At 55.7% G+C, this 26,752-nt stretch carries 26 protein-coding genes; 18 read left to right on the top strand and 8 right to left on the bottom strand.

What is annotated here, in order from left to right:
- Window positions 1-6 precede the first annotated feature (6 nt).
- From artI to EKN83_RS04200, 3 genes are all read right to left on the bottom strand, one after another.
- The gene (gene artI, locus EKN83_RS04210) at window positions 7-738 is read right to left on the bottom strand and encodes an arginine ABC transporter substrate-binding protein ArtI (protein ID WP_025756068.1); all 732 of its coding nucleotides are present in this window, start codon (window positions 736-738) and stop codon (window positions 7-9) included.
- Between the two features lie 19 nt (window positions 739-757).
- The gene (gene artP / locus EKN83_RS04205) at window positions 758-1,486 is read right to left on the bottom strand and encodes an arginine ABC transporter ATP-binding protein ArtP (protein WP_008500030.1); all 729 of its coding nucleotides are present in this window, start codon (window positions 1,484-1,486) and stop codon (window positions 758-760) included.
- 226 nt (window positions 1,487-1,712) lie between these two features.
- Window positions 1,713-2,231, bottom strand: a complete 519-nt coding sequence (locus tag EKN83_RS04200; RefSeq protein ID WP_023326990.1) for a lipoprotein — start codon at window positions 2,229-2,231, stop codon at window positions 1,713-1,715.
- A 97-nt stretch (window positions 2,232-2,328) separates the two neighbouring features.
- On the opposite strand from EKN83_RS04200, the gene EKN83_RS04195 reads away from it, so the two are divergent.
- The 3 genes from EKN83_RS04195 (at window position 2,329) to EKN83_RS04185 (ending at window position 4,364) form a co-directional block, all read left to right on the top strand.
- A complete protein-coding gene (locus EKN83_RS04195; RefSeq protein WP_025756066.1) occupies window positions 2,329-2,652 on the top strand; it encodes a heavy metal-binding domain-containing protein in 324 nt (107 codons plus the stop codon).
- Window positions 2,649-3,479 (top strand): N-acetylmuramoyl-L-alanine amidase, encoded by an 831-nt coding sequence (locus EKN83_RS04190; RefSeq protein ID WP_126800393.1) that lies wholly within the window; start codon window positions 2,649-2,651, stop codon window positions 3,477-3,479. Before EKN83_RS04195 ends, EKN83_RS04190 begins: the two co-directional genes overlap by 4 nt.
- A gap of 261 nt (window positions 3,480-3,740) precedes the next feature.
- The gene (locus EKN83_RS04185) at window positions 3,741-4,364 is read left to right on the top strand and encodes a helix-turn-helix domain-containing protein (protein ID WP_025756064.1); all 624 of its coding nucleotides are present in this window, start codon (window positions 3,741-3,743) and stop codon (window positions 4,362-4,364) included.
- Here EKN83_RS04185 and EKN83_RS04180 read toward each other — a convergent pair.
- Window positions 4,361-4,969, bottom strand: coding sequence for a hypothetical protein (locus EKN83_RS04180; protein ID WP_126800392.1), 609 nt, complete (start codon window positions 4,967-4,969; stop codon window positions 4,361-4,363). The two genes, EKN83_RS04185 and EKN83_RS04180, sit on opposite strands and share 4 nt — an antisense overlap.
- Complete coding sequence (locus EKN83_RS04175; protein ID WP_126800391.1) at window positions 4,969-6,522, bottom strand: ExeA family protein; 1,554 nt, start codon at window positions 6,520-6,522, stop codon at window positions 4,969-4,971. Before EKN83_RS04175 ends, EKN83_RS04180 begins: the two co-directional genes overlap by 1 nt.
- A gap of 299 nt (window positions 6,523-6,821) precedes the next feature.
- Between EKN83_RS04175 and gspC the strand changes: the two genes are divergently transcribed.
- The 15 genes from gspC (at window position 6,822) to EKN83_RS04100 (ending at window position 23,091) form a co-directional block, all read left to right on the top strand.
- Window positions 6,822-7,553, top strand: coding sequence for a type II secretion system protein GspC (gene gspC, locus EKN83_RS04170; RefSeq protein WP_025756061.1), 732 nt, complete (start codon window positions 6,822-6,824; stop codon window positions 7,551-7,553).
- A gap of 12 nt (window positions 7,554-7,565) precedes the next feature.
- A complete protein-coding gene (gspD, locus tag EKN83_RS04165) occupies window positions 7,566-9,494 on the top strand; it encodes a type II secretion system secretin GspD (protein ID WP_045284530.1) in 1,929 nt (642 codons plus the stop codon).
- A 13-nt stretch (window positions 9,495-9,507) separates the two neighbouring features.
- A complete protein-coding gene (gene gspE, locus EKN83_RS04160; RefSeq protein ID WP_025756059.1) occupies window positions 9,508-10,986 on the top strand; it encodes a type II secretion system ATPase GspE in 1,479 nt (492 codons plus the stop codon).
- Window positions 10,986-12,194, top strand: a complete 1,209-nt coding sequence (gspF, locus tag EKN83_RS04155; RefSeq protein ID WP_126800390.1) for a type II secretion system inner membrane protein GspF — start codon at window positions 10,986-10,988, stop codon at window positions 12,192-12,194. Before gspE ends, gspF begins: the two co-directional genes overlap by 1 nt.
- Window positions 12,195-12,196: 2 nt before the next feature.
- Complete coding sequence (gene gspG, locus EKN83_RS04150) at window positions 12,197-12,646, top strand: type II secretion system major pseudopilin GspG (protein ID WP_059310662.1); 450 nt, start codon at window positions 12,197-12,199, stop codon at window positions 12,644-12,646.
- Complete coding sequence (gene gspH, locus EKN83_RS04145) at window positions 12,646-13,131, top strand: type II secretion system minor pseudopilin GspH (RefSeq protein WP_104557619.1); 486 nt, start codon at window positions 12,646-12,648, stop codon at window positions 13,129-13,131. The genes gspG and gspH overlap by 1 nt, the downstream gene beginning before the upstream one ends.
- Complete coding sequence (gene gspI / locus EKN83_RS04140) at window positions 13,124-13,498, top strand: type II secretion system minor pseudopilin GspI (RefSeq protein ID WP_045284528.1); 375 nt, start codon at window positions 13,124-13,126, stop codon at window positions 13,496-13,498. Before gspH ends, gspI begins: the two co-directional genes overlap by 8 nt.
- Window positions 13,495-14,148: a type II secretion system minor pseudopilin GspJ gene (gspJ, locus tag EKN83_RS04135; protein WP_126800389.1), complete on the top strand. Its 654-nt coding sequence runs from the start codon at window positions 13,495-13,497 to the stop codon at window positions 14,146-14,148. The genes gspI and gspJ overlap by 4 nt, the downstream gene beginning before the upstream one ends.
- Window positions 14,145-15,161: a type II secretion system minor pseudopilin GspK gene (gene gspK, locus EKN83_RS04130; protein ID WP_126800388.1), complete on the top strand. Its 1,017-nt coding sequence runs from the start codon at window positions 14,145-14,147 to the stop codon at window positions 15,159-15,161. Before gspJ ends, gspK begins: the two co-directional genes overlap by 4 nt.
- A gap of 15 nt (window positions 15,162-15,176) precedes the next feature.
- A complete protein-coding gene (gene gspL, locus EKN83_RS04125; RefSeq protein WP_126800387.1) occupies window positions 15,177-16,307 on the top strand; it encodes a type II secretion system protein GspL in 1,131 nt (376 codons plus the stop codon).
- Window positions 16,304-16,789: a type II secretion system protein M gene (locus EKN83_RS04120; protein WP_025756051.1), complete on the top strand. Its 486-nt coding sequence runs from the start codon at window positions 16,304-16,306 to the stop codon at window positions 16,787-16,789. Before gspL ends, EKN83_RS04120 begins: the two co-directional genes overlap by 4 nt.
- Complete coding sequence (locus EKN83_RS04115; protein ID WP_025756050.1) at window positions 16,786-17,583, top strand: prepilin peptidase; 798 nt, start codon at window positions 16,786-16,788, stop codon at window positions 17,581-17,583. Before EKN83_RS04120 ends, EKN83_RS04115 begins: the two co-directional genes overlap by 4 nt.
- A gap of 263 nt (window positions 17,584-17,846) precedes the next feature.
- Window positions 17,847-20,528, top strand: coding sequence for a glycosyl hydrolase family 18 protein (locus tag EKN83_RS04110; RefSeq protein WP_126800386.1), 2,682 nt, complete (start codon window positions 17,847-17,849; stop codon window positions 20,526-20,528).
- A gap of 137 nt (window positions 20,529-20,665) precedes the next feature.
- The gene (gene iagB, locus EKN83_RS04105; RefSeq protein ID WP_047958137.1) at window positions 20,666-21,118 is read left to right on the top strand and encodes a type III secretion system invasion protein IagB; all 453 of its coding nucleotides are present in this window, start codon (window positions 20,666-20,668) and stop codon (window positions 21,116-21,118) included.
- A 137-nt stretch (window positions 21,119-21,255) separates the two neighbouring features.
- A complete protein-coding gene (locus EKN83_RS04100; protein WP_126800385.1) occupies window positions 21,256-23,091 on the top strand; it encodes a glycoside hydrolase family 19 protein in 1,836 nt (611 codons plus the stop codon).
- Window positions 23,092-23,175: 84 nt separating this feature from the next.
- Here the strand turns inward: EKN83_RS04100 and EKN83_RS04095 are convergent, their stop codons facing one another.
- The 3 genes from EKN83_RS04095 to ltaE form a co-directional block, all read right to left on the bottom strand.
- On the bottom strand, window positions 23,176-24,189 hold the full coding sequence (locus tag EKN83_RS04095) for an NAD-dependent epimerase/dehydratase family protein (protein WP_025756046.1): 1,014 nt from the start codon (window positions 24,187-24,189) through the stop codon (window positions 23,176-23,178).
- 92 nt (window positions 24,190-24,281) lie between these two features.
- Window positions 24,282-25,718, bottom strand: a complete 1,437-nt coding sequence (locus EKN83_RS04090; protein WP_095449419.1) for an SDR family oxidoreductase — start codon at window positions 25,716-25,718, stop codon at window positions 24,282-24,284.
- Window positions 25,719-25,728: 10 nt separating this feature from the next.
- A complete protein-coding gene (ltaE, locus tag EKN83_RS04085; protein ID WP_025756044.1) occupies window positions 25,729-26,730 on the bottom strand; it encodes a low-specificity L-threonine aldolase in 1,002 nt (333 codons plus the stop codon).
- Window positions 26,731-26,752: the final 22 nt, after the last annotated feature.

The following is a 26,752-nucleotide window of genomic DNA, read 5'->3' as shown; positions in this document are numbered from 1 at the left end:
CAGGAATTACTTCTGGAACCATTTTTTGTAGATGGTTTCGTAGGTGCCGTCTTTCTTCACTTTTTCCAGCGCAGCGTTGAATTTCTGCTGCAGCTCAGTGTTGCCCTGACGAACGGCAATCCCCAGACCGGTACCGAAGTAGTCCTTATCGGTCACTTTGTCGCCCACTGGCGCCAGCTTGTCATTGGCTTTCAGCCATTCAGTCACGACCGCGGTATCACCAAATACGCCATCGATACGGCCATTTTGCAGATCCAGCTTCGCGTTCTGGTAGCTGTCATACGGAACGGTGGTGATTTCCGGATGCTTATCCATGATGAATTTCTGGTGGGTGGTGCCGTTCTGCACGCCCACTTTTTTGCCTTTCAGCTGATCGACAGAGGTGAATTTGCCTTTCTGACCAATGAACAGGGCGGAGTTGTCGTAGTACGGGGTGGTGAACAGCACCTGCTTTTCACGCTCTGGGGTGATGTCCATACCGGCCATCACGGCGTCGATACGGCGGAACTTCAGGCTTGGGATCAGGCTGTCGAACGCCTGGTTGCTGAAGGTGCAGGTCGCATCGATCTCTTTACACAGGGCATTCGCCAGGTCTACGTCGAAGCCAACAATTTTGTTGTTCGCATCCATAGACTCAAACGGAGGATAAGAGGCTTCCGTGGCGAAACGAATGGTCTGGGCTGCGGTAGCGGAAAGGGTAACGCCAGCAAGCAGCACGGCAAGTAATACTTTTTTCATTATATTTCCCCTGACACAATCAATGAGATAAATAGTTTTTGAAGGCATCGGTTTGCGGGTTCGCGAAGCAGCTCGCATCACCTTGCTCAACGATATACCCGTTTTCCATATAGACCACACGGCTGGCGGTTTTACGCGCCACTTCCACTTCGTGGGTGACGATAACCTGCGTAATGTTGGTTTCCGCCAGCTCGCGAATGATGCTGACGATCTGAGCGGTGATTTCCGGGTCCAGCGCCGCCGTCGGTTCATCAAACAGCAGTACCGCAGGCTCCATCATCAGCGCACGGGCAATCGCCACGCGCTGCTGCTGGCCACCGGAAAGGTGCAGCGGGTAGCGGTCGCTGTAGGGCTTAAGGCGCAGACGCTCCAGCAGCTTTTCCGCACGCGCGATCGCCTGATCCTTGCTTAAGCCCAGCACGCGGCATGGCGCTTCAATCAGGTTTTGCAGCACGGTGAGATGCGGCCAGAGATTGTATTGCTGGAAGACCATGCCGACGTTTTGACGCAGTTCGCGAATCGCCTTATCAGAGGGCGTTTTGGCGAAGTCAAAATGGTTACCGGCGATAGCCAGCGTACCTGAACGGGGCATTTCAAGCAGATTAAGGACACGCAGAAGGGAGCTTTTGCCTGCGCCGCTAGGACCCAGCAAAACCAGCGTTTCGCCTTCCGGGCAGTTCAGCGTGATGTCAAACAGCGCCTGGTGTGCGCCGTAGAAGCAGTTAATGCCGTTTAGTTTAATACTCATCGGGGCAGTCTTTACTCATCCAGGCAATCTATAGCAATTGAGGCCGCAGATAGTACCGTTGACAGAATAGTTATGCAATATTTCTGCGTTAAAAGTTAAATATAACCCGTGTTTCCCCTTAAACATAGCACAAAATAGCGAGCGGCAAGGTCGGCGAGTATAAATGTCGGCATTCCGCATGAAATGCCGCACATTTTACGGGGGTTACCGCGCGGTATCGCAGAAGTTAGCGATTCTCAATCGACTGGCGAAGCGTGCCGGCCGGGGCATGAACGCTGCCGCCAACGTAGCGCACGTCGTCCACCGCCCAGCACTGGCCTTCACGGATCATCAGCACTTCATCCTGCCAGGTTTGGCTGCCCTGGGTCAGCTTTACGCGCAGCGGAATATTTCGCGCATCGGTGTTCGGAATGGTGGACGCGCTGGCCACCTCGGCGCTGTCTGGCAGCGTGGTGCGGCTGGAGAATGGGTCGGACTTCAGCAGCGCGTTGTGCTGCGGATCGCGGGTGGCGTCGTTGAGCAGTTTTGCCAGCCCATCGCTCAGGTACGGGCGCAGACCGGTAAGATCGTTGCTGCGGTGCTGAATGCGATAATCATAGAACTGTTGCGCCACGGTATCCGGGCCGCCCTCGATACAGGGGCCGCTGCGGGTACCGATATCCTTAAAGGCTGGCGTGACCGTGGTGGTACAGGCGCTGAGCACCAGCGCGCAGGGCACTAAAAGTGTTAAAGCTGAATAGCGCATGTTGATTTCCTTATTTATTAACTATCCTTTCAATCATAGCGTAACGAACCGATAATGCTGTCCCTAAGGCATTGAACGCTAAAGAAGGAGAGAAACCATGCAGTTTTCAACAACGCCAACCCTGGAAGGGCAGACCATTACCGAGTATTGCGGCGTGGTCACCGGTGAAGCGATTCTCGGTGCCAATATCTTCCGTGACTTTTTTGCCGGAATTCGCGATATCGTGGGTGGCCGCTCTGGCGCGTACGAAAAAGAGCTGCGCAAAGCGCGCGAAATTGCTTTTAAAGAGCTCGGCGAGCAGGCGCAAGCCCTCGGCGCGGATGCGGTTGTGGGGATCGACATCGACTACGAAACGGTCGGCAAAGACGGCAGTATGCTGATGGTGAGCGTAAGCGGTACGGCGGTGAAAACCCTGCGATGAGGCGTGCGTTTGCCCCACTCCTGCTGGCGCTGTTGCTGGCAGGATGTGTTTCGGAAAAAGGGATTGTCGATAAAGGTGCCTACGAGCTGGATACGCGCCATCAGGCCCAGGCGGCGTATCCGCGCATAAAGGTGCTGGTTTTTCACTACACCGCGGATGATTTTGACAGCTCGCTGGCCACGCTGACGGATAAAAACGTCAGCTCTCACTATTTGATCCCTGCCACACCGCCAGCCCCCGACGGTAAGCCGCGCATCTGGCAGCTGGTGCCTGAAAGCGAACTGGCGTGGCATGCGGGTATCAGCTTCTGGCGCGGCACCAACCGTATCAATGATACCTCGGTGGGCATAGAACTGGAGAACCGTGGCTGGCAGAAAACGGCCGGAGTGAAGCATTTTACGCCGTTCGCACCAGCGCAAATTGCGGCGCTGGTCCCGCTTGCTAAAGACATTATCGCCCGCTACAACATCAAGCCTGAGAACGTCGTGGCTCATGCGGATATTGCGCCGCAGCGCAAGGACGATCCCGGCCCGCTTTTCCCCTGGCGTGAGCTGGCGCAGCAGGGGATTGGCGCCTGGCCTGATGCAGACCGGGTGGCGTTTTATATGAATGGGCGGCCGCCTTATCAGCCGGTGGACACCGCCGCGCTGCTGGATCTGCTCGCGCGCTATGGTTACGAAGTGCCCGATAACAGCACTCCCGCCCAGCAGAAACGCATCATCATGGTGTTCCAGATGCACTTCAGGCCGCAGTTGTGGAACGGTGTCGCGGATGTCGAAACGCTGGCCATCGCCGAAGCGCTTCTGGAGAAATACGGACAGGGGTAATTCTTCGGAAAGCCCCCGAAAGAAAGATTAGCTATAAATGCGCTTAAGATTAATCTTAAGTACATTCTCAATTCATTTTAAGTTAATTGATTTAAAATCGGCCTCAATTAAGATGGATTCATCGATTCACAGCATGAATCAAATTAAAAAAACAGCGCTTGTTTGGTTTTTTTAATTTTAAAAGAATACGAAATTAACTTTACGGCAACATTTATCGCTGCCGATCACTTTCCCTTTTAAACATCTTAATCAGGTATAACAATGTTAAGCATTTTCAGTAAAAAAACGCGTCCTCATCATGAAATGGCAGCCATTATTGCGTCAACGTCTGGTTACGAAGAAAAAACGTTAAAAAAATGGCAACGAATTTCCACACAAAACTCGGATAATATTCATATTATCATCAGCGGTGAAGTTGAGTTCCGCCGCAGTTCTGATGATTTATGCTTATTCACGCTGGAGGGACAATGTATTTTTGGCCTCTCCGCCATTTTTTACAACTCGGCACACATGCACGGCGTTGTGCGCACCAACACCGTAATACGCACCATTCATAAAGATGATTTCCAGCGGTTAATGACCGAGCAGGGGCTGTGGCCTGAGTTAACCAAAGTGCTGGCATGGTATATCTGTATGCTCAGCAAACGTGATGACCGTTTAGTTGCCCGCAGCGCGTATTCCGTAGTGCGTGAATTTCTGATTGAAATTAACGAGCTGATTGTTCAGCAGCAGCGCGATATTAATATTTACGATTATATTCAGGAATACACCAACCTGGCACGCAGTACCATTATCAAAATTCTCTCCGACCTGAAAAAAGGCCAATATATTGTGGTGGAAAAAGGGCGGTTGATTAGCCTGACCACGTTACCGGAAAAATATTAGTCTCCTCCTGCGTCTCCTTTTATCACCGAAGGAGACGCATTTTGCGTTTCATCGACCGGTGGTGCCGGCATTTTTCCCTTCGCCATATCATCCTGCTGCTGTTTTAACGCCTGCATAAATAACGCTTTTAACGCACCGTCATCCTCAGATGTCGTCGCCTGTTCGTGTGCCTCGGTGCCGGGTAAGGTATCGCGCGAGGTGTCATGCGTGACGGAGCTATCCGGTAAGGTGCCATCAGGCGCCTGCTGCCAGTCATTTTCGTCGCTGTTGATCGGCATATTCTCCATCGGCGGTAAATCGTCCTTTATTTTCACCGGCTGCGGTTTGGGCTGCGGGTGCGGGAACGGCTTCGTTACATAGATATAGTGCATATCCGAGAGGCTGGTTTCCGGCTTCGCGACGCTGACCTTTTTCACCACCGGCGCCGGATGGCGTAAGTTCCAGTACACATGGGCATAAAGCCCGGCGACGATCAGCGCGCACATCCCCAGACACCAGAGCGTGACCACGCTGAACATTTTACTGAACGACGGTAACCGCCAGGAAAACCAGACCGGTTCCCCGGTAGTATAGCTGCGCTGGGCAGCGAGACAGATAGTAGACATTATGCGTGCTTCTCTTGCGTGTTCGGGGGGGTCTGCGATGCCTGGATCTGAACGCTCGGTGTGGTATGCGTTTCACGCATCAGCTGCATCAGGGTCTCTTCCCCCGGGATACCGTCGACGCGAAGGTGCATCTTCTCCTGGAATTCGCGGGTGCGTTTCATCAGCTCCGCCGTCCAGTTTTTATCGTGCGTTTCGTTTTCACCGAGCGCGACGCTGAGCTGCTGATCCAGCCACTCAAGATCGTTGCTGTCGCTGGCCGCGGTAATTTCATCTTTGCCGGAAGGCGTCAGGCGGTGAAGCAGGGTGTAACTTCCCGTGGCGTGTTGGGTATACCAGGCGCGGCTCACCTGCCAGGTCCGGTTGTTCATCAGCAGATCCAGAGAGGTTTTTCCGGCGCGCGCCACCACGGCGTAGTTAATGTGGTTGCCCATTTTGACTTCACTGACCCACGGGTACCCTTCGCTGGCCAGGGTATCCAGGCTGGCCGTTCCCTGTTTACACATCAGGTTCACTTTGGCCGCGTTCTGACACAGGGCGTCGTCTGCTGAAGCGTCATACCCCCACATGGCGTACAGCTGGTGCATGGCATCAGGCTGATTCACCACCTCGTTTTCGATAACCGGAACCACCGGCGCGTCTGGCGTTTTGACTGGCTGTTTCCAGCTGGCCGGCACCGGCAGCGCCACCGGCAGTTTTGCCGTAATGGAAGAGGTCATCATCCAGCCGCAGGCAGCGAACAGGACGGAGGCGAACAGCCCGACGGTAGCCAGCGCTTTACCGCGTTTCGGCGCCGGGAGCACTTCGCCGATGGCCAGACGCAGATGGCGAGGCCCGACGTTCGGCGCGCGTTCGGTCCAGGCGGCCAGCATTGAGAGATGCGCCAGCGCATTCAGCTTGCTGATATTACCTTTGGTCAGGGCGTGGATTTTTTTCACGCGAGCAGGCGTCAGCGGGGAGATCGCTGCGCCGTGCTCTTCGCACTGGGCGTCGACATAGCGCAGGAACTCGCGGCAGGTCAGGTTACGCAGCGTGTGGCGGGTCAGAACAAACGCCTGCAGCGCGGAGTCTGTCAGCATCGTCTCCCTGTCTTCACTGCCCATCAGGATGACCGATAAACGCACGTCCAGCTCCTGGGCACGCGTGAGCAGCATGGCCAGCAGATCATAGCAGTTGTGCTTCATCGCCTCAGCATGGGTGATGACCAGCACCTTCTGCGCGGCACGGGCATCGCGCCACTGGCGCAGCACGGCATCCACGGCCTGCAGTTTATTTTTGCTCTCTTTCACCGACGGGTTGAGCTTATAAAGAAGAGTATTGGCGCTCAGCTTCGGAAAGGCATTAACCGGGATGACGGCGTTGCTGCGCTTCAACGCCTCGCTGAACTGCCCCAGCAGTTCGCTGTCGTGGTAAAAGAGCCCGGTGATCCCTGCCTGCTGGCTTTTTTCTTTCAGAAGATTGAACACATCCTGATGATAGGGCACCAGAAAATCACCCGATTTGCGGGTGATATTTCTGAACGGAGGGGTACTGAATTTAAAATGACTCTGATACATAGCGACTAACCGTCTCATCTCTTTAATAGCAATGGGCGAAAAGTACGGGATGCACCAGGCCTGGTCAATTTAACACCAGAGTAAAAATAACCTGCCGTCAGGCTCTAACATTCCCCTTTTTTCCGGTCAATCATTTTCTTCATTAAAGTTAATAGCGAAGCCGATAGTCCACCTTCAGGGGGCTGATTATTATTAGCTCACTCAGTGATGCAGCACGTCGCTGCAAATGACTGCTTTGCTAAAAGGCCAGATAAATAATGAGGAACGCATTCCTTTCCCGTTTAATGACACCCTGCGTCATGCTTGTCATGCTGATATTCTGCAGCCAGCAGGGATATGTCGTTTATAAAGATTATAAGAAGGTTACGAATAAGTTAGCGAATGCTGATAAGCCAGCGCTAAAAAAAACTGACGCTGAAAAATCCTTTGGGCTTTTCACCGCCGCAGTGCGTCAAAGCAACGCGCCGGCCGCGGCAAAAGCGCCACTGTCGGCAGAGATTGAGGGCATTATTCGTAGCGATGAATCCTGGTTATCGTTCGCTGTGATCAAGACGCCCGCCGGTCAGCAGAGCTACCGGGAAGGGGAGCCACTGGTGGGCTTTGACGATGCCTATGTAAGTGAAATTAATCAAGATAATGTGGTTGTGCAGTACGAGGGGGCGAAACAGACGCTGGCCCTCAATAAACCGGCGTATTTCAAGGGCGGTGTTGACAGCGCCCCGGTTACCAAATCGAAAAAAGATGCCGGCGCCGACAGTCTGCATCTCGATGATTATCTGGTGTTAAAACCGTTAATCGATAAAGGCCAACTGGAAGGCTTTACTATTAATCCACGGAACGCAACGCCTTTTTACCATAATGCAGGACTGGAAAAAGGCGACGTGGTGTTGAAAGTCAATGACGTCGATATGACGCAAGAAGCGCAGGCGAAAAATATCATCGCCAACTGGTCGAAAATGAAAGAAGCGGATGTTGTCGTCAGACGGCACGCTCACCTTGAAAATATTCGGGTTAATGTATTCAACAATTAACAAGTGTACATCATGAAGAAATTTCCGTGGGCGTGCGTAGCGCTGACCGCATTGTCGTTATATTCCGGTTCGCTGCTTGCAGCCAACTTTAGCGCCAGTTTTAAAAATACCGATATCCGCGAATTTATCGATACGGTAAGTCGTAATCTGAATAAAACCATACTCGTCGACCCGTCCGTTCAGGGCACCGTGTCGGTGAGAACCTATAACGTGCTGTCGGAGGAGGAATATTATCAGTTCTTCCTGAGCGTGCTGGACCTGTATGGTCTGTCGGTTATTCCGATGGATAACGGCATGGTCAAAGTGGTGCGTTCAAGCGTGGCGCGTACTGCCGGTGTGCCGGTGGCCGACAGCAAAAACCCTGGCAAAGGGGATGAGATCATCACCCGCGTGGTGCGTATGGAAAACGTCCCGGTGCGCGAGCTGGCGCCGTTGCTGCGCCAGCTGAACGACGCTTCGGGCATCGGTAACGTGGTCCATTTTGAACCTTCAAACGTGCTGTTGTTAACCGGTAAAGCCTCGGTGGTGAACCGCCTGGTGGATCTGGTGGAGCGCGTGGATCGTTCCGGCATGCAGCGTCGTGAAATCGTGCCGCTGCGCTATGCCTCCGCCAAAGAGCTCTCTGACATGTTGAATAACCTCAACAATGAAGAGCAGAAAGGGCAGAACGCGCCGCAGCTGGCAACCAAAGTGGTGGCCGATGACGAAACCAACAGCCTGGTGATCAGTGGGACGGAAGATGCGCGTGCGCGCACCCGGTCGCTGATCGGTCAGCTCGACCGCGAACAGAATAACGAGGGCAATACCCGCGTCTTTTACCTGAAGTACGCCAACGCCTCAAAAGTGGTGCCGGTGCTGACCGGTATTGGTGAGCAGCTAAAAGACAAAGCGGGTACGCCGAAAAGCAAAACCGCAAGCCCTTCAGGGGATCTGAATATTACCGCCGATGATGCGACCAACTCCCTGGTGATCACCGCCCAGCCAAACGTCATGAACTCGCTGGAGAAGGTGATCGACAAGCTGGATATTCGCCGTCCGCAGGTGCTGGTGGAAGCGATCATTGCTGAGGTACAGGATGGCAACGGCCTGGATCTCGGCGTGCAGTGGACCAGCTCACACGGCGGCGTGCAGTTTGGCTCGACCGGTCTGCCGATCAGCCAGATTAAGAACAAGACGCTGAAAACGGCCAGCTTTACCGGCCTGGCGACCGGCTTCTTTAACGGCGACTTTGGTGCGCTAATGACTGCGCTGTCGACCACCGGTAAGAACGACATTCTCTCCACGCCGAGCGTGGTCACGCTGGATAACAAAGAAGCGTCGTTCAACGTCGGTCAGGATGTGCCGGTACTGTCCGGCTCCCAGACCACCAGCGGTGACAACGTCTTTAACTCGGTTGAACGTAAAACCGTCGGTACCAAGCTGAAGATTGTGCCGCAGATCAACGACGGGGATATGATCCACCTGAAGATCGAACAGGAAGTCTCCAGCGTCGATGCCAGCGCCACCACGGACGCCAGCCTGGGGCCAACCTTCAACACCCGCACCATCAATAACGAAGTGATGGTTCACAGTGGCCAGACGGTGGTGCTCGGCGGGTTGATGGAGAATGTCAACAAACAGAACGTGTCAAAAGTGCCGCTACTGGGTGACCTGCCGCTGGTGGGACAGCTGTTCCGCTATACCTCGCAGGACACGTCGAAACGTAACCTGATGGTGTTTATCCACACCACCGTGCTGCGTGATGACGACAACTACAGCGCGGCGACGAAAGAGAAATACGATCAGATCCGCGCCCGTCAGCAGCAGCGTATGGAAGAGCAGAAGCTGGGGATTATTGAAAACAGTGATAACCCGGTACTGCCGGCACTTCCGCCGCAAAGCCGTTCGACGCCGGTGGGGACGACTGCGCCGTCATCGACCCGCAATCCCTTCAAAGAGTAAGCGGAGGTGATGCGTGGATGAACTGACGAAACAGCTTTGCACCAGCAGCTTTGCGAAAGACAACGGCATCCTGTTCTGGAACGACACGGTCTATATCCGTGAAGATGTGCCCGCGTTTGCGCTGCTGGAGATGCGCCGGGTGCTGGGGCGCGCCTTTGTGCCCCAGACACTGAGCGCCGAAGCGTTTGATGAAATGCTGGCCAAAATCTGGCAGCAGAACAGCGGCGTTTCGCAGCAGCTGGTGGACGACATGGATGCGGATATCGATCTGATGGCGTTAACTGAGGAGATCCCGGACAACGAAGATCTGCTGGATAACGACGAAAACTCGCCGGTGATCCGCCTGATCAACGCCATTCTTGGCGAAGCGGTGAAAGACGGCGCCTCGGATATCCATATCGAAACCTTCGAGCGCACGCTGAGCATCCGTTTTCGCGTTGACGGCGTGCTGCGCCCGGTACTGCAGCCGGCGCGTAAGCTGGCGCCGCTGCTGGTGTCGCGTATTAAGGTGATGTCGAAGCTCGATATCGCCGAAAAACGACTGCCGCAGGATGGCCGTATCTCCCTGCGCATTGGCCGTAAAGCGATCGACGTGCGTGTCTCGACTATTCCGTCGCAGTACGGCGAGCGCGTGGTCATGCGTCTGCTTGATAAGAGCAACCTGAAGCCGGACATCAACAAGCTCGGGCTGATTGATGAAGAGCTGGAAAAACTGAAAGGGCTGATTGCTCGCCCGCACGGCATTATCCTGGTCACCGGGCCGACAGGCTCCGGTAAAAGTACCACCCTGTACGCCATTCTGTCGGCGCTGAACGGCCATGAACGTAACATCCTGACCGTCGAAGATCCGATTGAGTATGAGCTGGAAGGGGTGGGGCAGACGCAGGTGAACCCGCGCGTGGACATGACCTTTGCCCGCGGCCTGCGCGCCATTTTGCGTCAGGATCCTGACGTGGTGATGATCGGGGAGATTCGTGACGGCGAAACCGCGCAAATTGCGGTGCAGGCGTCGCTCACCGGTCACCTGGTCATGTCTACGCTGCACACCAACAGTGCGGCGGGGGCAATTACCCGTCTGCGGGATATGGGCCTTGAGTCCTTCTTGATTGGTTCATCGCTACTTGGCGTCATTGCCCAGCGTCTGGTGCGGCGGCTGTGTCCGCACTGCCGGACCACCAGTCCGCTGGACGACAATGAAAAAGCGCTGTTTAGCTTTATGGATAAACCGCCGAAGGCCATCTATCGCGCCGTGGGTTGCGAACACTGCCGTCAGAGCGGGTATCAGGGGCGGGCGGGCATTCACGAGTTTCTGGTGGTCGACAGCGCCATGCGCCGCGCCATTCACGAAGACAAAGATGAAATGTCCATTGAGACCGAGCTGTTCAAACAGGCCTACAGCCTGCGCGAAAACGGCCTGATGAAGGTCATCAGCGGCATCACCTCGCTGGAAGAGGTGATGCGCGTGACCGCCGAGCGTGGAGGCGATGAATAATGGCTTTCTACGCGTGGACCGCCACCGATGCCGCCGGGAAAAACCAGCGCGGCACGCTGCAGGCGGAAGGGCCAAAGCAGGTGCGTCAGTCGCTTCGTGAACAGAAGCTGATGCCGCTGACCATCACCGAAACCTGTGAAAATGCGGCCAGCGCCAAAGCCAAAACCGGCGCCAGACTCTCTGTGCCGGTGCTGTCGATGTTTACCCGTCAGCTGTCGACGCTGGTTAATGCGTCGCTGCCGCTGGAAAGCGCCCTGAAGGCGATTTCAAAGCAGACGGAAGACAAAAAGCTGGCGGCGATGGTGACCGAAATCCGCGAGAAAGTGGTGGAAGGCCATACCCTTTTTGACGCCTTCAGCCAGTTCCCGCGCACGTTTGACAAGCTGTACTGCACGCTGGTAATGGCCGGGGAAAAAACCGGCCACCTCGGCGACGTGCTGGAGAAGCTGGCGGAGTACAACGAGCAGCGTCAGAAGATGAAAAGCAAGCTGACGCAGGCGATGGTCTACCCGATCACCCTGACGGTGGTCGCCGTGGCGGTGATCAGCATCCTGCTGGTGGCGGTGGTCCCGCAGGTGATCGAGCAGTTTGTGCATATGAAGCAGCAACTGCCGATTACCACCCGTACCCTGATTGCCGTCAGTGATTTCCTGCAGGCATACGGGATCTTCATTGCGGGTGCCTTCTTTGGCGCGATGGTCGGCTTTAAGGTCTGGGTCAAGAAAACGGCGAACCGTTTTCGCTGGCACAGCTGGCTGGTGAACGGCTCGCCGATCAAAAAGCTGGTCTGCGCCATTAACAGCGCGCGCTATATCCGCACGCTCAGTATCCTGCAGGCCAGTAGCGTCCCGTTGCTGGAGGGGATGTATATCGCGATGGACGGGATCGAAAACCGCTATGCCCGGCAGGTGCTGGAGCAGGCGGCGGATACCGTGCGTCAGGGGGCCTCCCTGTATAACGCCCTGGACCAGGCGAAACTGTTTCCGCCGACCATGCTGTATATGATTGCCTCTGGTGAAGAGAGCGGGGAATTAGGTTCATTAATGGATCGCGCCGCGGAAAATCAGGAATCGGCTTTACAACATCGAATTACGTTAACGCTGTCGGTCTTTGAACCGGCACTGGTGGTGACAATGGCGACAGTGGTTTTATTTATCGTGCTGTCAATATTACAACCGCTTCTTCAGCTCAATAATATGGTGGGTTAAATATGTCCTTAAAAAGAAATAGCCTGAAACGTCAGGCCGGGTTTACGTTGCTCGAATTAATGGTGGTCATCGTTATTCTTGGCGTGCTCGCCAGTATGGTGGTGCCAAATTTAATGGGAAATAAAGAAAAAGCCGATGCCCAGAAAGCGACCAGCGATATCGTAGCGCTGGAAGGTTCGCTGGATATGTACAAGCTGGATAACCACCGTTATCCCACGACAGAGCAGGGGCTGCAGGCGCTGGTGACCAAACCGGAAATCGCCCCGATCCCGAAAAACTACCGTGACGATGGCTATATTCGTCGTCTGCCGGAAGACCCATGGGGTAATGATTATATCCTGGTAAGCCCGGGTGAACATGGAGCGGTGGATGTGTTCTCTGCCGGTCCGGATGCCGAAGCGAATACCGCGGATGATATTACCAACTGGTCTTTAGATAAAAAAGAGAAGTAATGAATAAGCAGCGCGGGTTTACCTTACTGGAAATTATTCTGGCGCTGGTGATATTTGCCAGCTGCGCCATGATGGTGGTGTCGACTATACCGTCGCGCAGCGGCGCGGATATTTTCGGTCAGCAGTTAAAAGCCCTCGTTGAATATGGTTCGGACCGTGCGGTGATGGACGGCAATATTGTCGGGCTGGTGATCACCCCCTCGGAATATCAGCTGGTCACATGGGCCGAAAAAGAGGGCGAGTGTCACTGGGAACCCTTAACCGCCGGGCGCATTGTTACCCACGGTCAGTTCCCGGAAGAGATGCACGTCTCACTGTCACCGCAGCGCCTTGCGGCAACGACTGACGCGACGCCGCAGATTGTCTTTTTGCCGGACGGGGAGATCGGCCGCTTCACGCTTTCCCTGCAGAGCTTTGACAAAAAGCAACGCTTTCGCGTGGTGTCGCAGGGGGCATCACCGGTTTTGGTAGAGAACGATGACTAAACGCAAAGAACAGGGGATGACCCTGCTGGAAGTGATGGTCGCTCTGGTCATCTTCTCCACCGCCGCGCTGGCCCTGATGAATTCCGTCTCGCTGAACGTGCGCTTCACCCACGGTCTCGGCGACTCGCTGCAGGCGAGCTGGGTGGCGGAAAACCAGCTGGCGGAAGCGAAACTGAGCAACACACCGCTCCCGGATGCCCTGCAGACGGGCACGGAGATGATGGGCGGGCGCAACTGGACCTGGCGCAAGCAGCGGGTCAACGTCACCGAAAAACGCTTTGCTGATGAGGTGCAGGTGTTCGCCGAGGGCGACGAAGACAAGCCGGTGATTACCCTGCAGGTGCCGGATCCGGGAGAAGTGAAATGAGCAAGCAGATTCAGCGTCAGCAGGGCTTTACGCTGCTGGAGATCATGATTGCGCTGACCATTTTCGCGGTTATCAGCTTGCTTGCCTGGCAAATCCTTGACGGGGCGATGCGCACCTCGAACGCCACCGACGCGGCGGCCACCCGCTTAAACCAGCTTCAGCGCGCTTACAACCTGCTGGAGCGGGATTTCTTCCAGCTTCAGGCCCGCGCCCCGCGCAACGAGCCTGAGGTTTTTGTCCAGCATGACGATGCGCTGGAGCTGACCACGCTGAACGGCGTGAGCGGTCAGGTTCAGCTGGAGCGCGTGCGCTGGCGGCTCAAAGATAAAAAGCTGTGGCGGGATATCTGGCCGGTCATTGACGGCCCGGCGGATGCGAAGCCGGAAGAGGTGGCGATCCTCAGCGAGGTGAAAGAGATCTCCTGGCGCTTCTGGAAAGCGAGCTGGCTCGACAAGTGGACCGACACGGCGCATCAGCCGGACGGCGTGGAGCTGCTGCTGACCATGGAAAATGGCGATACCTGGCGCTGGGTCTTTACCACCCCGGGCGATCTGCCGGACGCGCCTGCGGCGCCAAAAGAAGCTAAGCCAGAAGCCCCTGGGGATGCGCAACCGCAGCCGGCACCTGCCCCGTCCGGAGAGAAGAAATGAGCGGAAAATCGGTTCGAAAACAGCGCGGTGTCGCGCTGCTGGTGGTGCTAATTTTGCTGGTCATGATGTCAGCGCTGGCGGCCAAAATCAGCCAGCAGTTCTGCCGCAATCTGCAGAAGACCCGCTATCAGGTGAGCCAGCAGCAGCTGCGCTGGTCCATTCAGAGCCAGCAAAAAGCGATTGAAGACCGGCTGCAGACGTACGCCAGCGGTGAGAGCAAAGGGCTGTCGCCAAAAGGGGAATGGACGGATCCGGTGAAAACCGAAGGCGAACATTACACCGTGGTAAGCCAGATTGAGGACGCCCAGACCTGTTTTAACGTGAACAATTTACTGGCCGCTGATCCGACACCGGCGACCCAGACGGCGGGCGCGCTGCCGGAAAAACCGGTCAAAGAGCGCATCGTTGAACAACTGCTCGCCGACAGCGGGATCTCCACGGGGGATGCCGAAGAGATCTACCAGCAACTGATGGACTATCTCGATGGCGATACCACGACGGTTAAAGAGGGGCTGGAGACGGATGCCTGGGCTGGCGTAGAGCCAGCGCGGCAGCCCGCGAATCAGATGATGCGCACCCCGGGGGAATTAAAGCTGCTGCCCGCCTTTCCGGCGGCGGCCTACGGCAAAGTCAGTAAGGTGCTGTGCGTCTTACCGGACACGGCCAGTAAGGTGGATGTGAATACATTGACCGAAGAACAGGCGCCGCTACTGGCCGCGCTGTTCATCGGCTCGCTGACTGAGGATGAAGCCATCCGGCTTATCGCCTCCCGCCCGGAAGAGGGCTGGGAGTCGATGGAGGCATTCCTGAAAGCGCTTGAGACAAATTATCCGCAGACCAAAGACGCCCTCAAGCAGGTTCAGGCGTTGCTTGCGGTGAACAGTAACTATTTCCGGGTCAACAGTACCGGCAATACCGATGATTTAACGCTGCGCGTCGTCAGCCAGCTTCATGTTGATAATGAAGCCGGGAAGGTGATTACCTGGCAACGTCGCTACCGAATGGTTGAATAACACAAGACGATCTCTATGAAACAGGTGCTTTTTATTCGTCCCGATACGCATGAAGACGGGAACATAATGTGGTGCGAGTCCGGTAGCGACCAGGTAGGAGAACGCCAGGGGGCGGCGTCACTGGCGGAACTCGCCGGTCACGCGCTTGCCGCGCGGGTATGTCTGTTACTCCCGGCCTGCGAAATGATCTTCCGCCATTTCACCTTGCCGAAAAAAGGGAGCGTTGAATTCTCCTGGCTGGCCGAAGAGACGCTGATAGGTGACGTGGACACGCTCCACTGGACGGTGCTCAGCAAAAAAGGGCGGGACGTTGACGCGGTGGCCATTGATGCGGCGCGTCTGCGCTACTGGCTGGACCGCTGTGCCGGGGCCGGACTGACGGTGGTGCAGGTGCTGCCCGATGCCATCCTTCTGCCGGTGGCCGAAGGCGGGACCACGCTGGTGTCCACCGACGACGGCTACTGGATGCGCTACTCGCCGTTTGGCGCCTGCGAAACCGACGCCGCGCTGCTGCCGCTGCTGCTGAGCCAGCAGCGCGCCGGGGAAATCGTCTGCTACGGCGATGCGCCCGCGGGCGTGCAGGTGGATGAGCAACTGGCCTGGCAGCACCCGCTGGTGCTGCTCCAGCCGCAGTGGAAAACCTGCAAAGCCAATCTCTTGCACGGCGAATTTTCTGCCAAAGGCACCGACGGCGGTTTTTGTTACGCCAGATCGGCTATCGCCGCCGTGGCGCTGCTGAGCCTGGGACTGCTGATCGGCCCTCGCATCGGCATGGCCTGGATGCTGACTCACCAGGAAAATCTGGCCCAGCAGCAGATGGTTGAGCTGGCTCAGCACTACTTTCCCACGCTGCGCCAGACCACCAACCTGAAGTACCACGTCGGGCAGAACATTAAGAAAGAGAAAAAAGGCGTCTTTCTGCAACTGGAGGCGCTGGAGCAGATCAAAGCCGCGCTCCCGTCGGTTGAACTGAGTGAAGTCGGGTATGACGACACGCAGAATCAGCTCACGCTCAACATCAGCGCCACGGATCCCGCTGCGTTGCAGGCGTTCGTCAATAAGGCCAGTGACACCTTCGACTTTACGCTGCAGCCGGTTTCCAGTGAAGCGCCGTATACAGCCATTATCACAGGGAAATATAAATGAAAGAGAAAATTGGACAATTAAAGGCGCGCTATCAGGGCTACAGTCCGCGCGAGCGAAATCTGTTTAAACTGTGCGGCGCGGCGCTCTGCTGCGCCATTATCTGGTACGGCGTAATGACTCCGCTGGACAGTATGATTAAAAATAGTGAAAGTACGCTGGCCAAACAGAAACAAACTCTCAACTGGATGCGTGCCGAAATAAATAAAAACCATCTTCAGGCTAAAATATTAAAAACCAGTAATCCACGTAGCGTGGTGGAAGAGAGCGCGAAAGAGATCCACGTTGCGCTGAGTAATATTCAGCAGGACGGTCAGACCCTGTCATTTAATATTGATCGGGTTAACGTCTATGAACTGAAAAACTGGCTCCGGGAGGTGAATTTAACCACCGGGGTGCGTCTGGAGAAAATGGATCTCACCCCGGTCGATCATCTCAGCGACGTAAAAGCGCAGATAAAACTCACCTGGGCGAAAGTGGCATGAACCCGCTGATGCTGCTTCAGAGCAGCCAGATGCCCGCCCTTTGCCTGCTGAGCGGTACGCTTGGCGGCATTATCGGCAGCTTTCTGGGCGTAGTTGTCGAGCGCATTCCCCCGCTTATAAACGAAGAGGAGGGCGCCGGGAACCTGCTGTTTCCTGCCTCCCACTGCCCCGCGTGTGCCCACAGGCTCTCCTGGTGGGAAAATATCCCTGTGGTGAGCTGGTGCTGTCTGCGCGGGCGCTGCCGCTGCTGTAAAACCGCGATCCCGCTGCGTCTGCTGCTGCTTGAGCTTTCCTGCGCCCTGTTTTTTGCCCTGACGGCGGCGTTTGCCCCGTCTGCGGCCGCATTGGCCTCACTGTGGGTGCTCTGGTGCGGGCTGCTGCCGCTGGCAGTGATTGACGCGAAACACCTGCTGCTGCCGGATTGTCTGACGCAACCCCTGCTGTGGGCGGGGCTGTTAAGCCATGCACTGTTTCATCAGTTGCCGCTGACGGATGCCCTGTATGGCGCGGCGGCAGGCTACCTGTCGCTGTGGCTGATGTACTGGGCGTTTCGCCTGAGCACAGGCCGCGAAGGTTTGGGCTACGGTGATTTTAAGCTGCTGGCCGCGCTGGGCGCGTGGTGCGGCTGGCAGGCATTGCCTTCTTTATTGCTGGCGGCTGCATTGAGCGGCATCGCGTTGTATTTCCTTTTTTATAAATCTGTTAAAGAAAATAGCGTTATTCCGTTTGGACCGATGTTGTCACTGGCGGGTTTGGTTATTTTTATTCTGCAGACCTTGCACGTTACATTCTGAACGGCGCGGTCAAGTTTTTTTTGAAATTTTTTCGATAAGGGAATGGCAGGATTTTATTAAATTCCCGGCGTATTGTAAGAGACATAAACTGTAAGGATTGTCGCTTATGTCTTTTTAGGGAGGATAATTTAGCGTAATAGCTGTCTGGTTTAATTAAGTAAGGCTCACGGTTTTAGTTAAATAATATATTCACTACCCGCCCATGTTATATGGAATACATGGTTGTTTTAATTTATCACAAATAAGATTATCAGGAATTAATAATGAAATTTATGAAGCCAACTTATCTGGCACTGTTTGTCGCCGCCGTCTCCGGCTCTGCGTTCGCCGCAGCCCCAGGTACGCCAACTATCAGCAGCGGTAATGACAAATTTGCTATCGTTGAAGTGGATCAGTCTGTGGTGGACTACGGTAACCTCGTTAAGGTCCATAACGATGGCGTTGACGTGAAGGTGGAGTGGAACGTCTGGAGCGGCGATGCGCCGACTACCGGTAAAGTCCTGCTCGACGGTCAGACCGTATGGTCTGGCGCTGCCGGTGCCTCTGGCTCTGCGACCTTTAAAGTGAAAAAAGGTGGCCGTTACCAGGAACAGGTTGAACTCTGTAACACCAGCGGTTGTACCAAAAGCGCCAGCAAGCTGATTATCGTTGCGGATACCGACGGTAGCCACCTGCAGCCGCTGAATGCGCCTATGCGTGAAAACAACAAAACCTTCGCACAGCATACCGATAAAGTAGTTGCCGCTTACTTCCCTGAGTGGGGCGTATACGGTCGTCAGTTCCCGGTTGATAAAATTCCAGCCTCTAACCTGAACCACCTCCTGTACGGCTTCATTCCAATTTGTGGCGGTGATGGCATCAACGACGGTCTGAAAACCGTTGAGAATGGCAACAGCTTCGCAAACCTGCAGAAAGCCTGTGCTGGCCGTCCTGACTACACTGTGGCGATCCACGATCCGTGGGCTGCGCTGCAGATGCCACAATCTGGCGTATCTAACTGGGACGACCCGTACAAAGGTAACTTTGGCCAGCTGATGGCGCTGAAAAAAGCCCATCCGGACCTGAAGATCCTGCCATCCATCGGCGGCTGGACCATGTCCGATCCGTTCTATCATATGAACGACACCGCGATCCGTGCCCGCTTCGTGGCGTCTGTTAAAGACTTCCTGAAAACCTGGAAATTCTTCGACGGCGTGGATATCGACTGGGAATTCCCTGGCGGCGGCGGTGTAAACGAAGGTCTGGGTAATGCTCAGCAGGATAAAGCGACCTATACCGCGCTGATGCACGATCTGCGCACCATGCTGAACGAGCTGTCTGCGGAAACCGGACGTACCTATGAGCTGACCAGCGCTATCGGTGCGGGCAAAGATAAGATCGAAGACGTGGACTACACCACGGCGCAGCAGTACCTCGACCACATCTTCCTGATGAGCTATGACTTCTACGGTGCGTGGAGCATGACCGATCTCGGCCACCAGGCGGCACTGCATGCGCCAGCATGGCGTCCGGACACCAACTACACCACCTCTAACGGCGTTGACGCGCTGCTGCAGCAGGGCGTACAGCCAGGCAAAATCGTGGTGGGTACCGGCATGTATGGCCGCGGCTGGAAGGGCGTTCACGGTTACACCGGCGACAACCCGTTCACCGGTACGGCGACTGACGCCGTGAAAGGCACCTGGGAACCCGGCGTTGTTGACTATCGTCAGATTGTGAACGAGTACAAAGGCAAGCCAGGCTGGGAATACGGTTATGACGCGGATGCTGAAGCGCCATACGTCTTTAACAAGTCTACCGGCGAGCTGATCTCTTATGAAGATGCCCGTTCCGCGACGGCGAAAGGTAAATACGTGATGGCCAAAAACCTCGGTGGTCTGTTCGCCTGGTCTATCGACTCTGATAACGGTGACATCCTGAACGCGATGAACGAAAGCCTGCTGGGTGGTTCAACGCCGGATCCGGTGGTGACTAACCATGCGCCAATTGCCTCCGCTGCGGATCAAACCGTGACCGGTCCGGCAACTGTCACCCTGGACGGCTCTGCGTCTACCGATCCTGATGGCGATGCGCTGACGTACAAGTGGACCCAGATCTCTGGCCCATCCGTCACGCTGACCAACAGCACCAAAGCGAAAGCGACCTTCTCCGTTGGCGCGGTGACCAGCAACCAGACCCTGGCATTCCGTCTGACCGTGACCGATCCTAAAGGTCTGAGCAGCACCGCTGATGTTCAGGTTGTGAACAAGGCGCCGAAAGCGAACCAGGCTCCAGTGGTTAACCAGATGCAGGCTGTAACCCTGGAAGCAGGCCAGTCTTATACCCTGAACGTACAGGCTGCGGATCCAGATGGTGATGCACTGACCTATACCTGGAGCGTTCCATCTGATATGCACGCCACCGGTACGAACACCTCAAGCGTACAGATCACCGCACCGGATGTGAGCACTGACTCAACCTACACCCTGAGCGTGATGGTGAGCGACGGTAAAGCCAGCGTTCAGTCTAACGTACAGGTTACGGTCACGCCGAAAGCAACGCCGGTTGTGCCTGATGAAGACAACACCCCCGCTGACGAAGGCGACAAACCTTCTGACGAAGGGCAAGCAACCGGCAGCTGTGACAACCCGGTTGACGCCAACGCCAGCAAATATGCGGCATGGGAATCCAGCAAAGTCTACAACAATGGCGATATGGTCAGTTCCGATAATCTGGTATGGAAAGCGAAATACTGGACTCAGGGCAACAAACCTGGCTTTGATGCAGACGCATGGGAAATGGTCAGCCAGGTGAAAATGAACTGGCGTGCCGATAAAGTCTACAACGGTGGTGACAAAACGTCCTATCAGGGCTTTGAATACCGTGCGAAATGGTGGACTCAGGGCGACAAACCCGGTAACAGCGATGTATGGGTGAAAGAAGGCGCGTCTGCGGACTGCAAATAATCTTCTGATGTGAAATTGTGGGTGCGATATCTGCCCACAATGACTGGTCACACCCCGCTTCGGGTGTGACCAGTCACTTCACCTAATTTAACAGGACGTGTTTAAGGAGAATCGAGTCATACCACAGCAGGTGAATAATGAAGCGTTTACTGTTTCTGTTATTGATATTAAGCCAAAGCGCGTTAGCGAATTGCTGGAATAAAGCAGCGCACTATTATCATGTTGATCCGTATTTGCTGTATGCGATTGCTAATGTTGAATCAGGAATGAATCCCTATGCGGTCGGGAAAAATCACGATGGCACGATTGATGTGGGATTAATGCAAATTAACAGCACGCACTTTACGGCGCTTGAACAACACGGTATCAGCGAACGAAGACTCATGACTGAACCTTGTACCTCCATTATGGTGGGCGCATCGATCCTCTCAGGCATGATTAAAGTTTACGGTTATAACTGGGAAGCCGTCGGCGCTTATAACGCCGGGCTCAAAAAAGAGAATTACCCCAAACGCATGGTGTATGCCCATAAAGTCTGGGAAAAATATCAGCAACTCAAATCCGTTGCCCATGAAAGAAATGACTGGTGAGTTTTTTCTTTTTTGAAGAGTACCAATACGTATTCTTCAGAAAATGAAAAGCAGCTGTCTGGAGTTTATTTATTAATGGATTAATAAATAAGCTGGATTTTTATTTAACACTATCGAAATTAACAGGAATAACCGAGATGAATAAAAGGACATTACTGAGCGTGCTTATTGCAGGTGCATGCGTAGCACCTGTTATTGCTCAGGCCACCATGCTGAAGGCGGATAACAGCGAGCCTTACACCATGAAAGCCAGCGATCTGGCGAAAAAGGAGAAAGCGCTCACCGATTTCCCGCTGATGAAATCCGTGAAGGATACTATCCGTACGCTGGACAACGCGTCAGTTGAGCAGATTGAGCCAGGCCGTGCGGCAAACCCGGATAACGTAAAACGCGTTGAAGGGATCCTGAAAGAGAGCGACTGGGAATACCTGTTCCCACTGCGCGCGAAGGATTACAGCTACAGCAACTTCCTGAAAGCGGTGGGCAAATTCCCTGCACTGTGCGACACCTATAAAGACGGCCGCAACAGCGATGCCATCTGCCGTAAAGAGCTGGCAACCATGTTTGCTCACTTTGCGCAGGAAACGGGGGGGCACGAAAGCTGGCGTCCGGAAGCTGAATGGCGTCAGGCGCTGGTGTACGTGCGTGAAATGGGCTGGAGTGAAGGCCAGAAGGGCGGCTATAACGGCGAATGTAATACCAGCGTCTGGCAGGGTCAGACCTGGCCGTGCGGTAAAGACAAAGACGGCGATTTCCTGAGCTACTTCGGTCGCGGTGCGAAACAGCTGTCTTACAACTATAACTACGGTCCGTTCTCTGAAGCGATGTACGGCGATGTCCGCACGCTGCTCGACAAACCAGAGCTGGTGGCAGACACCTGGCTGAACCTGGCAAGTGCGATCTTCTTCTTCGCCTATCCACAACCGCCAAAACCAAGCATGCTGCAGGTTATCGACGGGACCTGGCAGCCGAACGACCACGACAAGGCTAACGGCCTGGTCCCAGGCTTCGGCGTCACCACCCAGATCATCAACGGCGGCGTTGAGTGCGGCGGTCCGACCGAGATTGCCCAGTCTCAGAACCGTATCAAGTACTACAAAGAGTTCGCAAACTACCTGAAAGTGCCTGTTCCTGCTGATGAAGTGCTGGGCTGTGCCAACATGAAGCAGTTCGATGAAGGCGGCGCGGGTGCCCTGAAGATTTACTGGGAGCAGGACTGGGGATGGAGCGCGGATACGCCTGACGGCAAAACCTACGCGTGCCAGCTGGTGGGCTACCAGACGCCATTCAGCGCGTTCAAAGACGGCGACTACACCAGGTGTGTACAGAAGTTCTTTAACGTGAAGATCGTGAATGACGATGGCTCAAATGTGAACCCGGCGGATAACACCCCTGCTGACAACACCCCGGCAGATAATACGCCAGCGGACAACACGCCAGCAGACAATACCCCAGCGGATAATACGCCTGCTGACAACACGCCGGCTCCGGTAAACCACGCACCGGTTGCGCAGATTGCCGGTCCGATTGGTGCGGTTGAAGCGGGTGCGCAGGTGTCTCTGAGCGCGGAAGGTTCTACTGACGAAGACGGTAACCAGCTGACTTACACCTGGCGTTCCCAGGACGGCCAGACGGTGACCGGTCAGGACAAAGCGGTGATCACCTTTACGGCACCAGAAGCCGCCACGGCTAAACAGTACGAAGTCAGCCTGACCGTCAGCGATGGTGAACTGAGCAGCACCACCACTTACCTGCTGAACGTCAAAGCCAAAGCGGCGACCCCGTCTCAGGATGAAGGTACCTACCCGGCGTGGAGCGCGAACAGCAAGTACAGCGCAGGCGATATCGTGAACAACCACGGTAAATTGTTCCAGTGCAAACCGTTCCCGTACAGCGGCTGGTGTAACAACGCCCCGGCATACTATGAACCAGGCGCGGGTCTGGCATGGTCTGAAGCCTGGACGGCTCTGTAAAAACAAAACGGCAACCGAAAGGTTGCCGTTTTAGTCTTTACTCCCTCTCCCTGTGGGAGAGGGCATCAGGCCGCACCAGATTAACTACCGATGCAACTTCCCGTGATCCCGCAGCCACGCCGCGGTACGCACAATCCCTTCATCCAGCGTCACAATCGGCTTATACCCCAGCTCATTCTCCGCGCGGGAAATATCCAGCGTGAAATCAAAATTTAGCTTTGAGACGCCATAGTGGGTCAGCGCAGGCTCTTTGGCCGATTTACTGCCAAAACGCTCCATGCTGCGGGCGATCATATCCAGCATCGGGTAAGGCACGGAACGGATACGGCAGTTGATCTGCAGCTCATCAATCAGGCGCTGCACAATGCTGCGAAGCGTGCAGGGCTCGCCGTTGGTGATGTTATAGGCGCGACCGGAAATCAGCGTATCGCAGTCAGGCTGGCTGGCCAGCCACATGGCGTGGACCGCATTTTCGTAATAGGTCATATCCACCAGCGCGTCGCCGCCGCGCGGCAGCAGCACGCTGCCGTAGTGGTGCATCATCTGCGCCAGACGGGGAATAAACACTTTGTCGTGCGGTCCGAACAGGCTCTGCGGACGCAGGATCGTAAAACGGGTATGCGGGTTCGACTGTGCCAGCAGATCAATCACCTCTTCGCTGGCTGCCTTGCTGCGGGCAAACTCACAGGCAAAACGGGCCGGCCGGAAATCTTCCTGCACATCGCGGTGGTGGTGATAGTCGAAATAGAGCGACGGAGAGGAGATATGAATAAAGTTACGCACGCCCCAGGCGACGGCCCATTCGCCCAGACGGCGGGTGGCCCGCACGTTGGCGAGATCAAAGGCTTCCTGGGTACCCCACGGAGAGGTAAAGCTGGAGCAGTGCCACAGGGTATCGATACCGGCGAGCATCACTTTGGCCTGAGAGGAGACCAGCTCCGTCAGATCGGCATGGACGAACTCTGCGCCCATTTTTTGCAGCAGTTTACCCATCGCTTCGTTGCGACCGGTAGCCCTGACGCTGATGCCCTTGTTGCGCAGAAATTCGACCGCATTTCGGCCTAAGCCGCTGGTCGCCCCGGTAACCAGTACCTTCATATCAATCCACTGTGTTGAAAAGAATTTCGTGCGCATTCTTTCGTGAATTACGGCGCTATGCAATGGGAAAGGTGAAAGAAAGAGAGTTTTATTTAGATCTTTTCCGTCTTTTGTTCTGCCCGTTGCGCAATCCGCTTTGCCATACCGCGAAAGATAAACAGGTGCGCCGGGATCATGAACAACCAGTAGAACAGACCGGGCATGCCGTGAGGATGCCACCAGGCGCGAACGTCCAGTTCACGATGATCGCCTTTGTCTTTCAGGGTAAAGCAAAGCCGGCCGAGTCCCGGCGCTTTCATACCGAACAGCAGTGCCAGCTGTTTTTCCGGTTCGACGATGATCACCTTCCAGCTGTCCACCGCGTCGCCCACCTCAAGATACGGACGTGCCGGGCGGCCTTTTGCCAGCCGGTGGCCCACCAGCAGGTCCATCGCTCCGCGGGTTTGCCAGAGCAGGTTGCCGAAGAAATAGCGCTCTTTACCGCCAATCTGGTTTACCACCTCCCACAGCGCGGCCAGGCTTGCCGGGGTTTTTACCGTGCAGCCCGCCTGTTTCGGGTAATAACCGTACTCCGGCCGCCAGCGAGCAAACGCCTGGGCGTCGTAGCCCCAGTCGCTGGAGTTCACCAGCTGCGCCTCTTCTTGCAGGGTGTTGCGCACGGCCTCGTCAAAGCGGATCAACGGCTGGGGAATTAAGGCGCGGAGCGCGCTATCGTCTGCCAGCAGATCGTGTTTCAGCCCCTGGATCAGGGCCTTGGCGGTCGTCGGTGGGACGGAGGTGATCACATTCAAAAACCACACCGAGATCCAGCGGGTCGGGAAGGGGATCGGGATCAGCCAGCGTCGACGGCCGCTGACGCGCATAAAGTGTTCAAACTGTTCCTGATAGCTCAGCACTTCCGGGCCAGCGGCTTCGAACACGCGGTGCTGTTCCGCCGGATGATCCAGTAATGCCACCAGATAATGCAGCAGATTCTCCAGCGCGATGGGCGTGGTACGCGAGCGGACCCAGCGCGGCGGCGTGAGCACCGGCAGGTTGTAGACCATATCGCGCATCACTTCGAAGGCAGCGGAACCGGCACCGACGATAATGCCGGCGCGCAGTTCCGTGACGGGAATGTTCGCACTGCGCAACGTGTCAGCGGTAAGCTGGCGCGCACGCAGATGATCGGACTGCGCGTTTTCAGGGGCCTGAAGCGAACTTAAAAAAATCACCTGCTTCACCGGCGTTTGCCGCAGCGCATCGCGCACGTTGAGGGCCACCTGACGTTCGTGGGCGATAAAATCGCCCCCTTCGCCCATGCTGTGCACCAGGTAATAAAGCGTATCGACCCCCTCCAGCAGTGCTGGCAGCGCGACAGGCCAGTTGAGGTCGACGTTGTGGCAGGTCACGCCGGGCAGGTTCTGCTTTTGCAGGCGTTCCGTGTTGCGTGCCGCCGCCAGCACCTGATGCCCCTGCTGGCTTAACGCCGCGGTGAGATGCTGACCGATATACCCGCTGGCGCCAAGCACCAGAATACGCTGCGGCACGTTCTGCTCCTTAACGCTGTAAAAAGGCCTGCCAGTGTTTCACCACGTCCGCCAGCTGTGCGCGACTCACGTCGAGATGCATCACCAGACGCACAACGGGTGACGCATTGATCAGCACGCCACGCGCTTTCAGAAACTCACCCAGCGCCGCGGCATGGTCATCGCCCACGCGCACGAACAGCATGTTGGTGTCGTGGCGCATCACGTCGGCGCCAATTTCACGCAGCTGCGTCGCCATCCACGCGGCATTGTCGTGATCGTCCTTCAGGCGCGCCACGTTGTTTTTCAGGGCATACAGACCCGCCGCCGCCAGAATACCGGCCTGGCGCATGCCGCCGCCGGTCATCTTGCGCCAGCGGTTCGCGCGCTTAATGTAGTCCGCGTTGCCCACCAGCAGGGAGCCGACAGGCGTACCCAGCCCTTTAGAGAGGCAGATGGTGAACGAATCGCAGTATTGTGTAATCTCTTTCAGCTCGCAGCCGTAGGCCACCACGGCGTTAAAAATACGCGCGCCGTCCACGTGCAGCCCGAGTTTGCGTTCGCGGGTGAATTCCCACGCCGCTTTCAGGTACTCGCGCGGCAGGACTTTGCCGTTATGGGTGTTTTCGAGGCTGAGCAGCCGGGTGCGGGCGAAATGGATATCGTCGGCTTTGATTTTCGCGGCGACTTTGTCGAGCGGCAGGGTGCCGTCCGGTGCGGCGTCAATCGGCTGCGGCTGAATGCTGCCGAGCACTGCGGCACCGCCTGCTTCGTAGAGATAGTTATGCGCCCCCTGGCCGACAATGTACTCTTCGCCGCGCTCGCAGTGGCTGAGCAGCGCCACCAGGTTAGCCTGGGTTCCGGTGGGCAGGAACAGGGCGGCCTCTTTGCCGCTGAGCTCCGCGGCATAGCGCTGCAGCTCGTTTACGGTCGGATCGTCACCGTAAACGTCGTCCCCGACCGGGGCGGCCATCATCTCTTCGAGCATGGCGCGACTCGGGCGGGTAACGGTATCACTGCGTAAATCAATCATGGCATGTCCTTATATTTAAAAG

Origin of the sequence: Enterobacter sp. WCHEn090032 (assembly GCF_003986875.1) — a bacterium.
Lineage (GTDB): Bacteria > Pseudomonadota > Gammaproteobacteria > Enterobacterales > Enterobacteriaceae > Enterobacter > Enterobacter sichuanensis.
This window is presented reverse-complemented; position numbering and strand designations above follow the sequence as displayed.

What these genes read in the sequence shown, in the direction of transcription:
- artI (WP_025756068.1), bottom strand. Translation starts at nt 738, where the DNA reads ATGAAAAAAGTATTACTTGCCGTGCTGCTTGCTGGCGTTACCCTTTCC.
- artP (WP_008500030.1), bottom strand. Translation starts at nt 1,486, where the DNA reads ATGAGTATTAAACTAAACGGCATTAACTGCTTCTACGGCGCACACCAG.
- EKN83_RS04200 (WP_023326990.1), bottom strand. Translation starts at nt 2,231, where the DNA reads ATGCGCTATTCAGCTTTAACACTTTTAGTGCCCTGCGCGCTGGTGCTC.
- EKN83_RS04195 (WP_025756066.1), top strand. Translation starts at nt 2,329, where the DNA reads ATGCAGTTTTCAACAACGCCAACCCTGGAAGGGCAGACCATTACCGAG.
- EKN83_RS04190 (WP_126800393.1), top strand. Translation starts at nt 2,649, where the DNA reads ATGAGGCGTGCGTTTGCCCCACTCCTGCTGGCGCTGTTGCTGGCAGGA.
- EKN83_RS04185 (WP_025756064.1), top strand. Translation starts at nt 3,741, where the DNA reads ATGTTAAGCATTTTCAGTAAAAAAACGCGTCCTCATCATGAAATGGCA.
- EKN83_RS04180 (WP_126800392.1), bottom strand. Translation starts at nt 4,969, where the DNA reads ATGTCTACTATCTGTCTCGCTGCCCAGCGCAGCTATACTACCGGGGAA.
- EKN83_RS04175 (WP_126800391.1), bottom strand. Translation starts at nt 6,522, where the DNA reads ATGTATCAGAGTCATTTTAAATTCAGTACCCCTCCGTTCAGAAATATC.
- gspC (WP_025756061.1), top strand. Translation starts at nt 6,822, where the DNA reads ATGCTTGTCATGCTGATATTCTGCAGCCAGCAGGGATATGTCGTTTAT.
- gspD (WP_045284530.1), top strand. Translation starts at nt 7,566, where the DNA reads ATGAAGAAATTTCCGTGGGCGTGCGTAGCGCTGACCGCATTGTCGTTA.
- gspF (WP_126800390.1), top strand. Translation starts at nt 10,986, where the DNA reads ATGGCTTTCTACGCGTGGACCGCCACCGATGCCGCCGGGAAAAACCAG.
- gspG (WP_059310662.1), top strand. Translation starts at nt 12,197, where the DNA reads ATGTCCTTAAAAAGAAATAGCCTGAAACGTCAGGCCGGGTTTACGTTG.
- gspH (WP_104557619.1), top strand. Translation starts at nt 12,646, where the DNA reads ATGAATAAGCAGCGCGGGTTTACCTTACTGGAAATTATTCTGGCGCTG.
- gspI (WP_045284528.1), top strand. Translation starts at nt 13,124, where the DNA reads ATGACTAAACGCAAAGAACAGGGGATGACCCTGCTGGAAGTGATGGTC.
- gspJ (WP_126800389.1), top strand. Translation starts at nt 13,495, where the DNA reads ATGAGCAAGCAGATTCAGCGTCAGCAGGGCTTTACGCTGCTGGAGATC.
- gspK (WP_126800388.1), top strand. Translation starts at nt 14,145, where the DNA reads ATGAGCGGAAAATCGGTTCGAAAACAGCGCGGTGTCGCGCTGCTGGTG.
- gspL (WP_126800387.1), top strand. Translation starts at nt 15,177, where the DNA reads ATGAAACAGGTGCTTTTTATTCGTCCCGATACGCATGAAGACGGGAAC.
- EKN83_RS04120 (WP_025756051.1), top strand. Translation starts at nt 16,304, where the DNA reads ATGAAAGAGAAAATTGGACAATTAAAGGCGCGCTATCAGGGCTACAGT.
- EKN83_RS04115 (WP_025756050.1), top strand. Translation starts at nt 16,786, where the DNA reads ATGAACCCGCTGATGCTGCTTCAGAGCAGCCAGATGCCCGCCCTTTGC.
- EKN83_RS04110 (WP_126800386.1), top strand. Translation starts at nt 17,847, where the DNA reads ATGAAATTTATGAAGCCAACTTATCTGGCACTGTTTGTCGCCGCCGTC.
- iagB (WP_047958137.1), top strand. Translation starts at nt 20,666, where the DNA reads ATGAAGCGTTTACTGTTTCTGTTATTGATATTAAGCCAAAGCGCGTTA.
- EKN83_RS04100 (WP_126800385.1), top strand. Translation starts at nt 21,256, where the DNA reads ATGAATAAAAGGACATTACTGAGCGTGCTTATTGCAGGTGCATGCGTA.
- EKN83_RS04095 (WP_025756046.1), bottom strand. Translation starts at nt 24,189, where the DNA reads ATGAAGGTACTGGTTACCGGGGCGACCAGCGGCTTAGGCCGAAATGCG.
- ltaE (WP_025756044.1), bottom strand. Translation starts at nt 26,730, where the DNA reads ATGATTGATTTACGCAGTGATACCGTTACCCGCCCGAGTCGCGCCATG.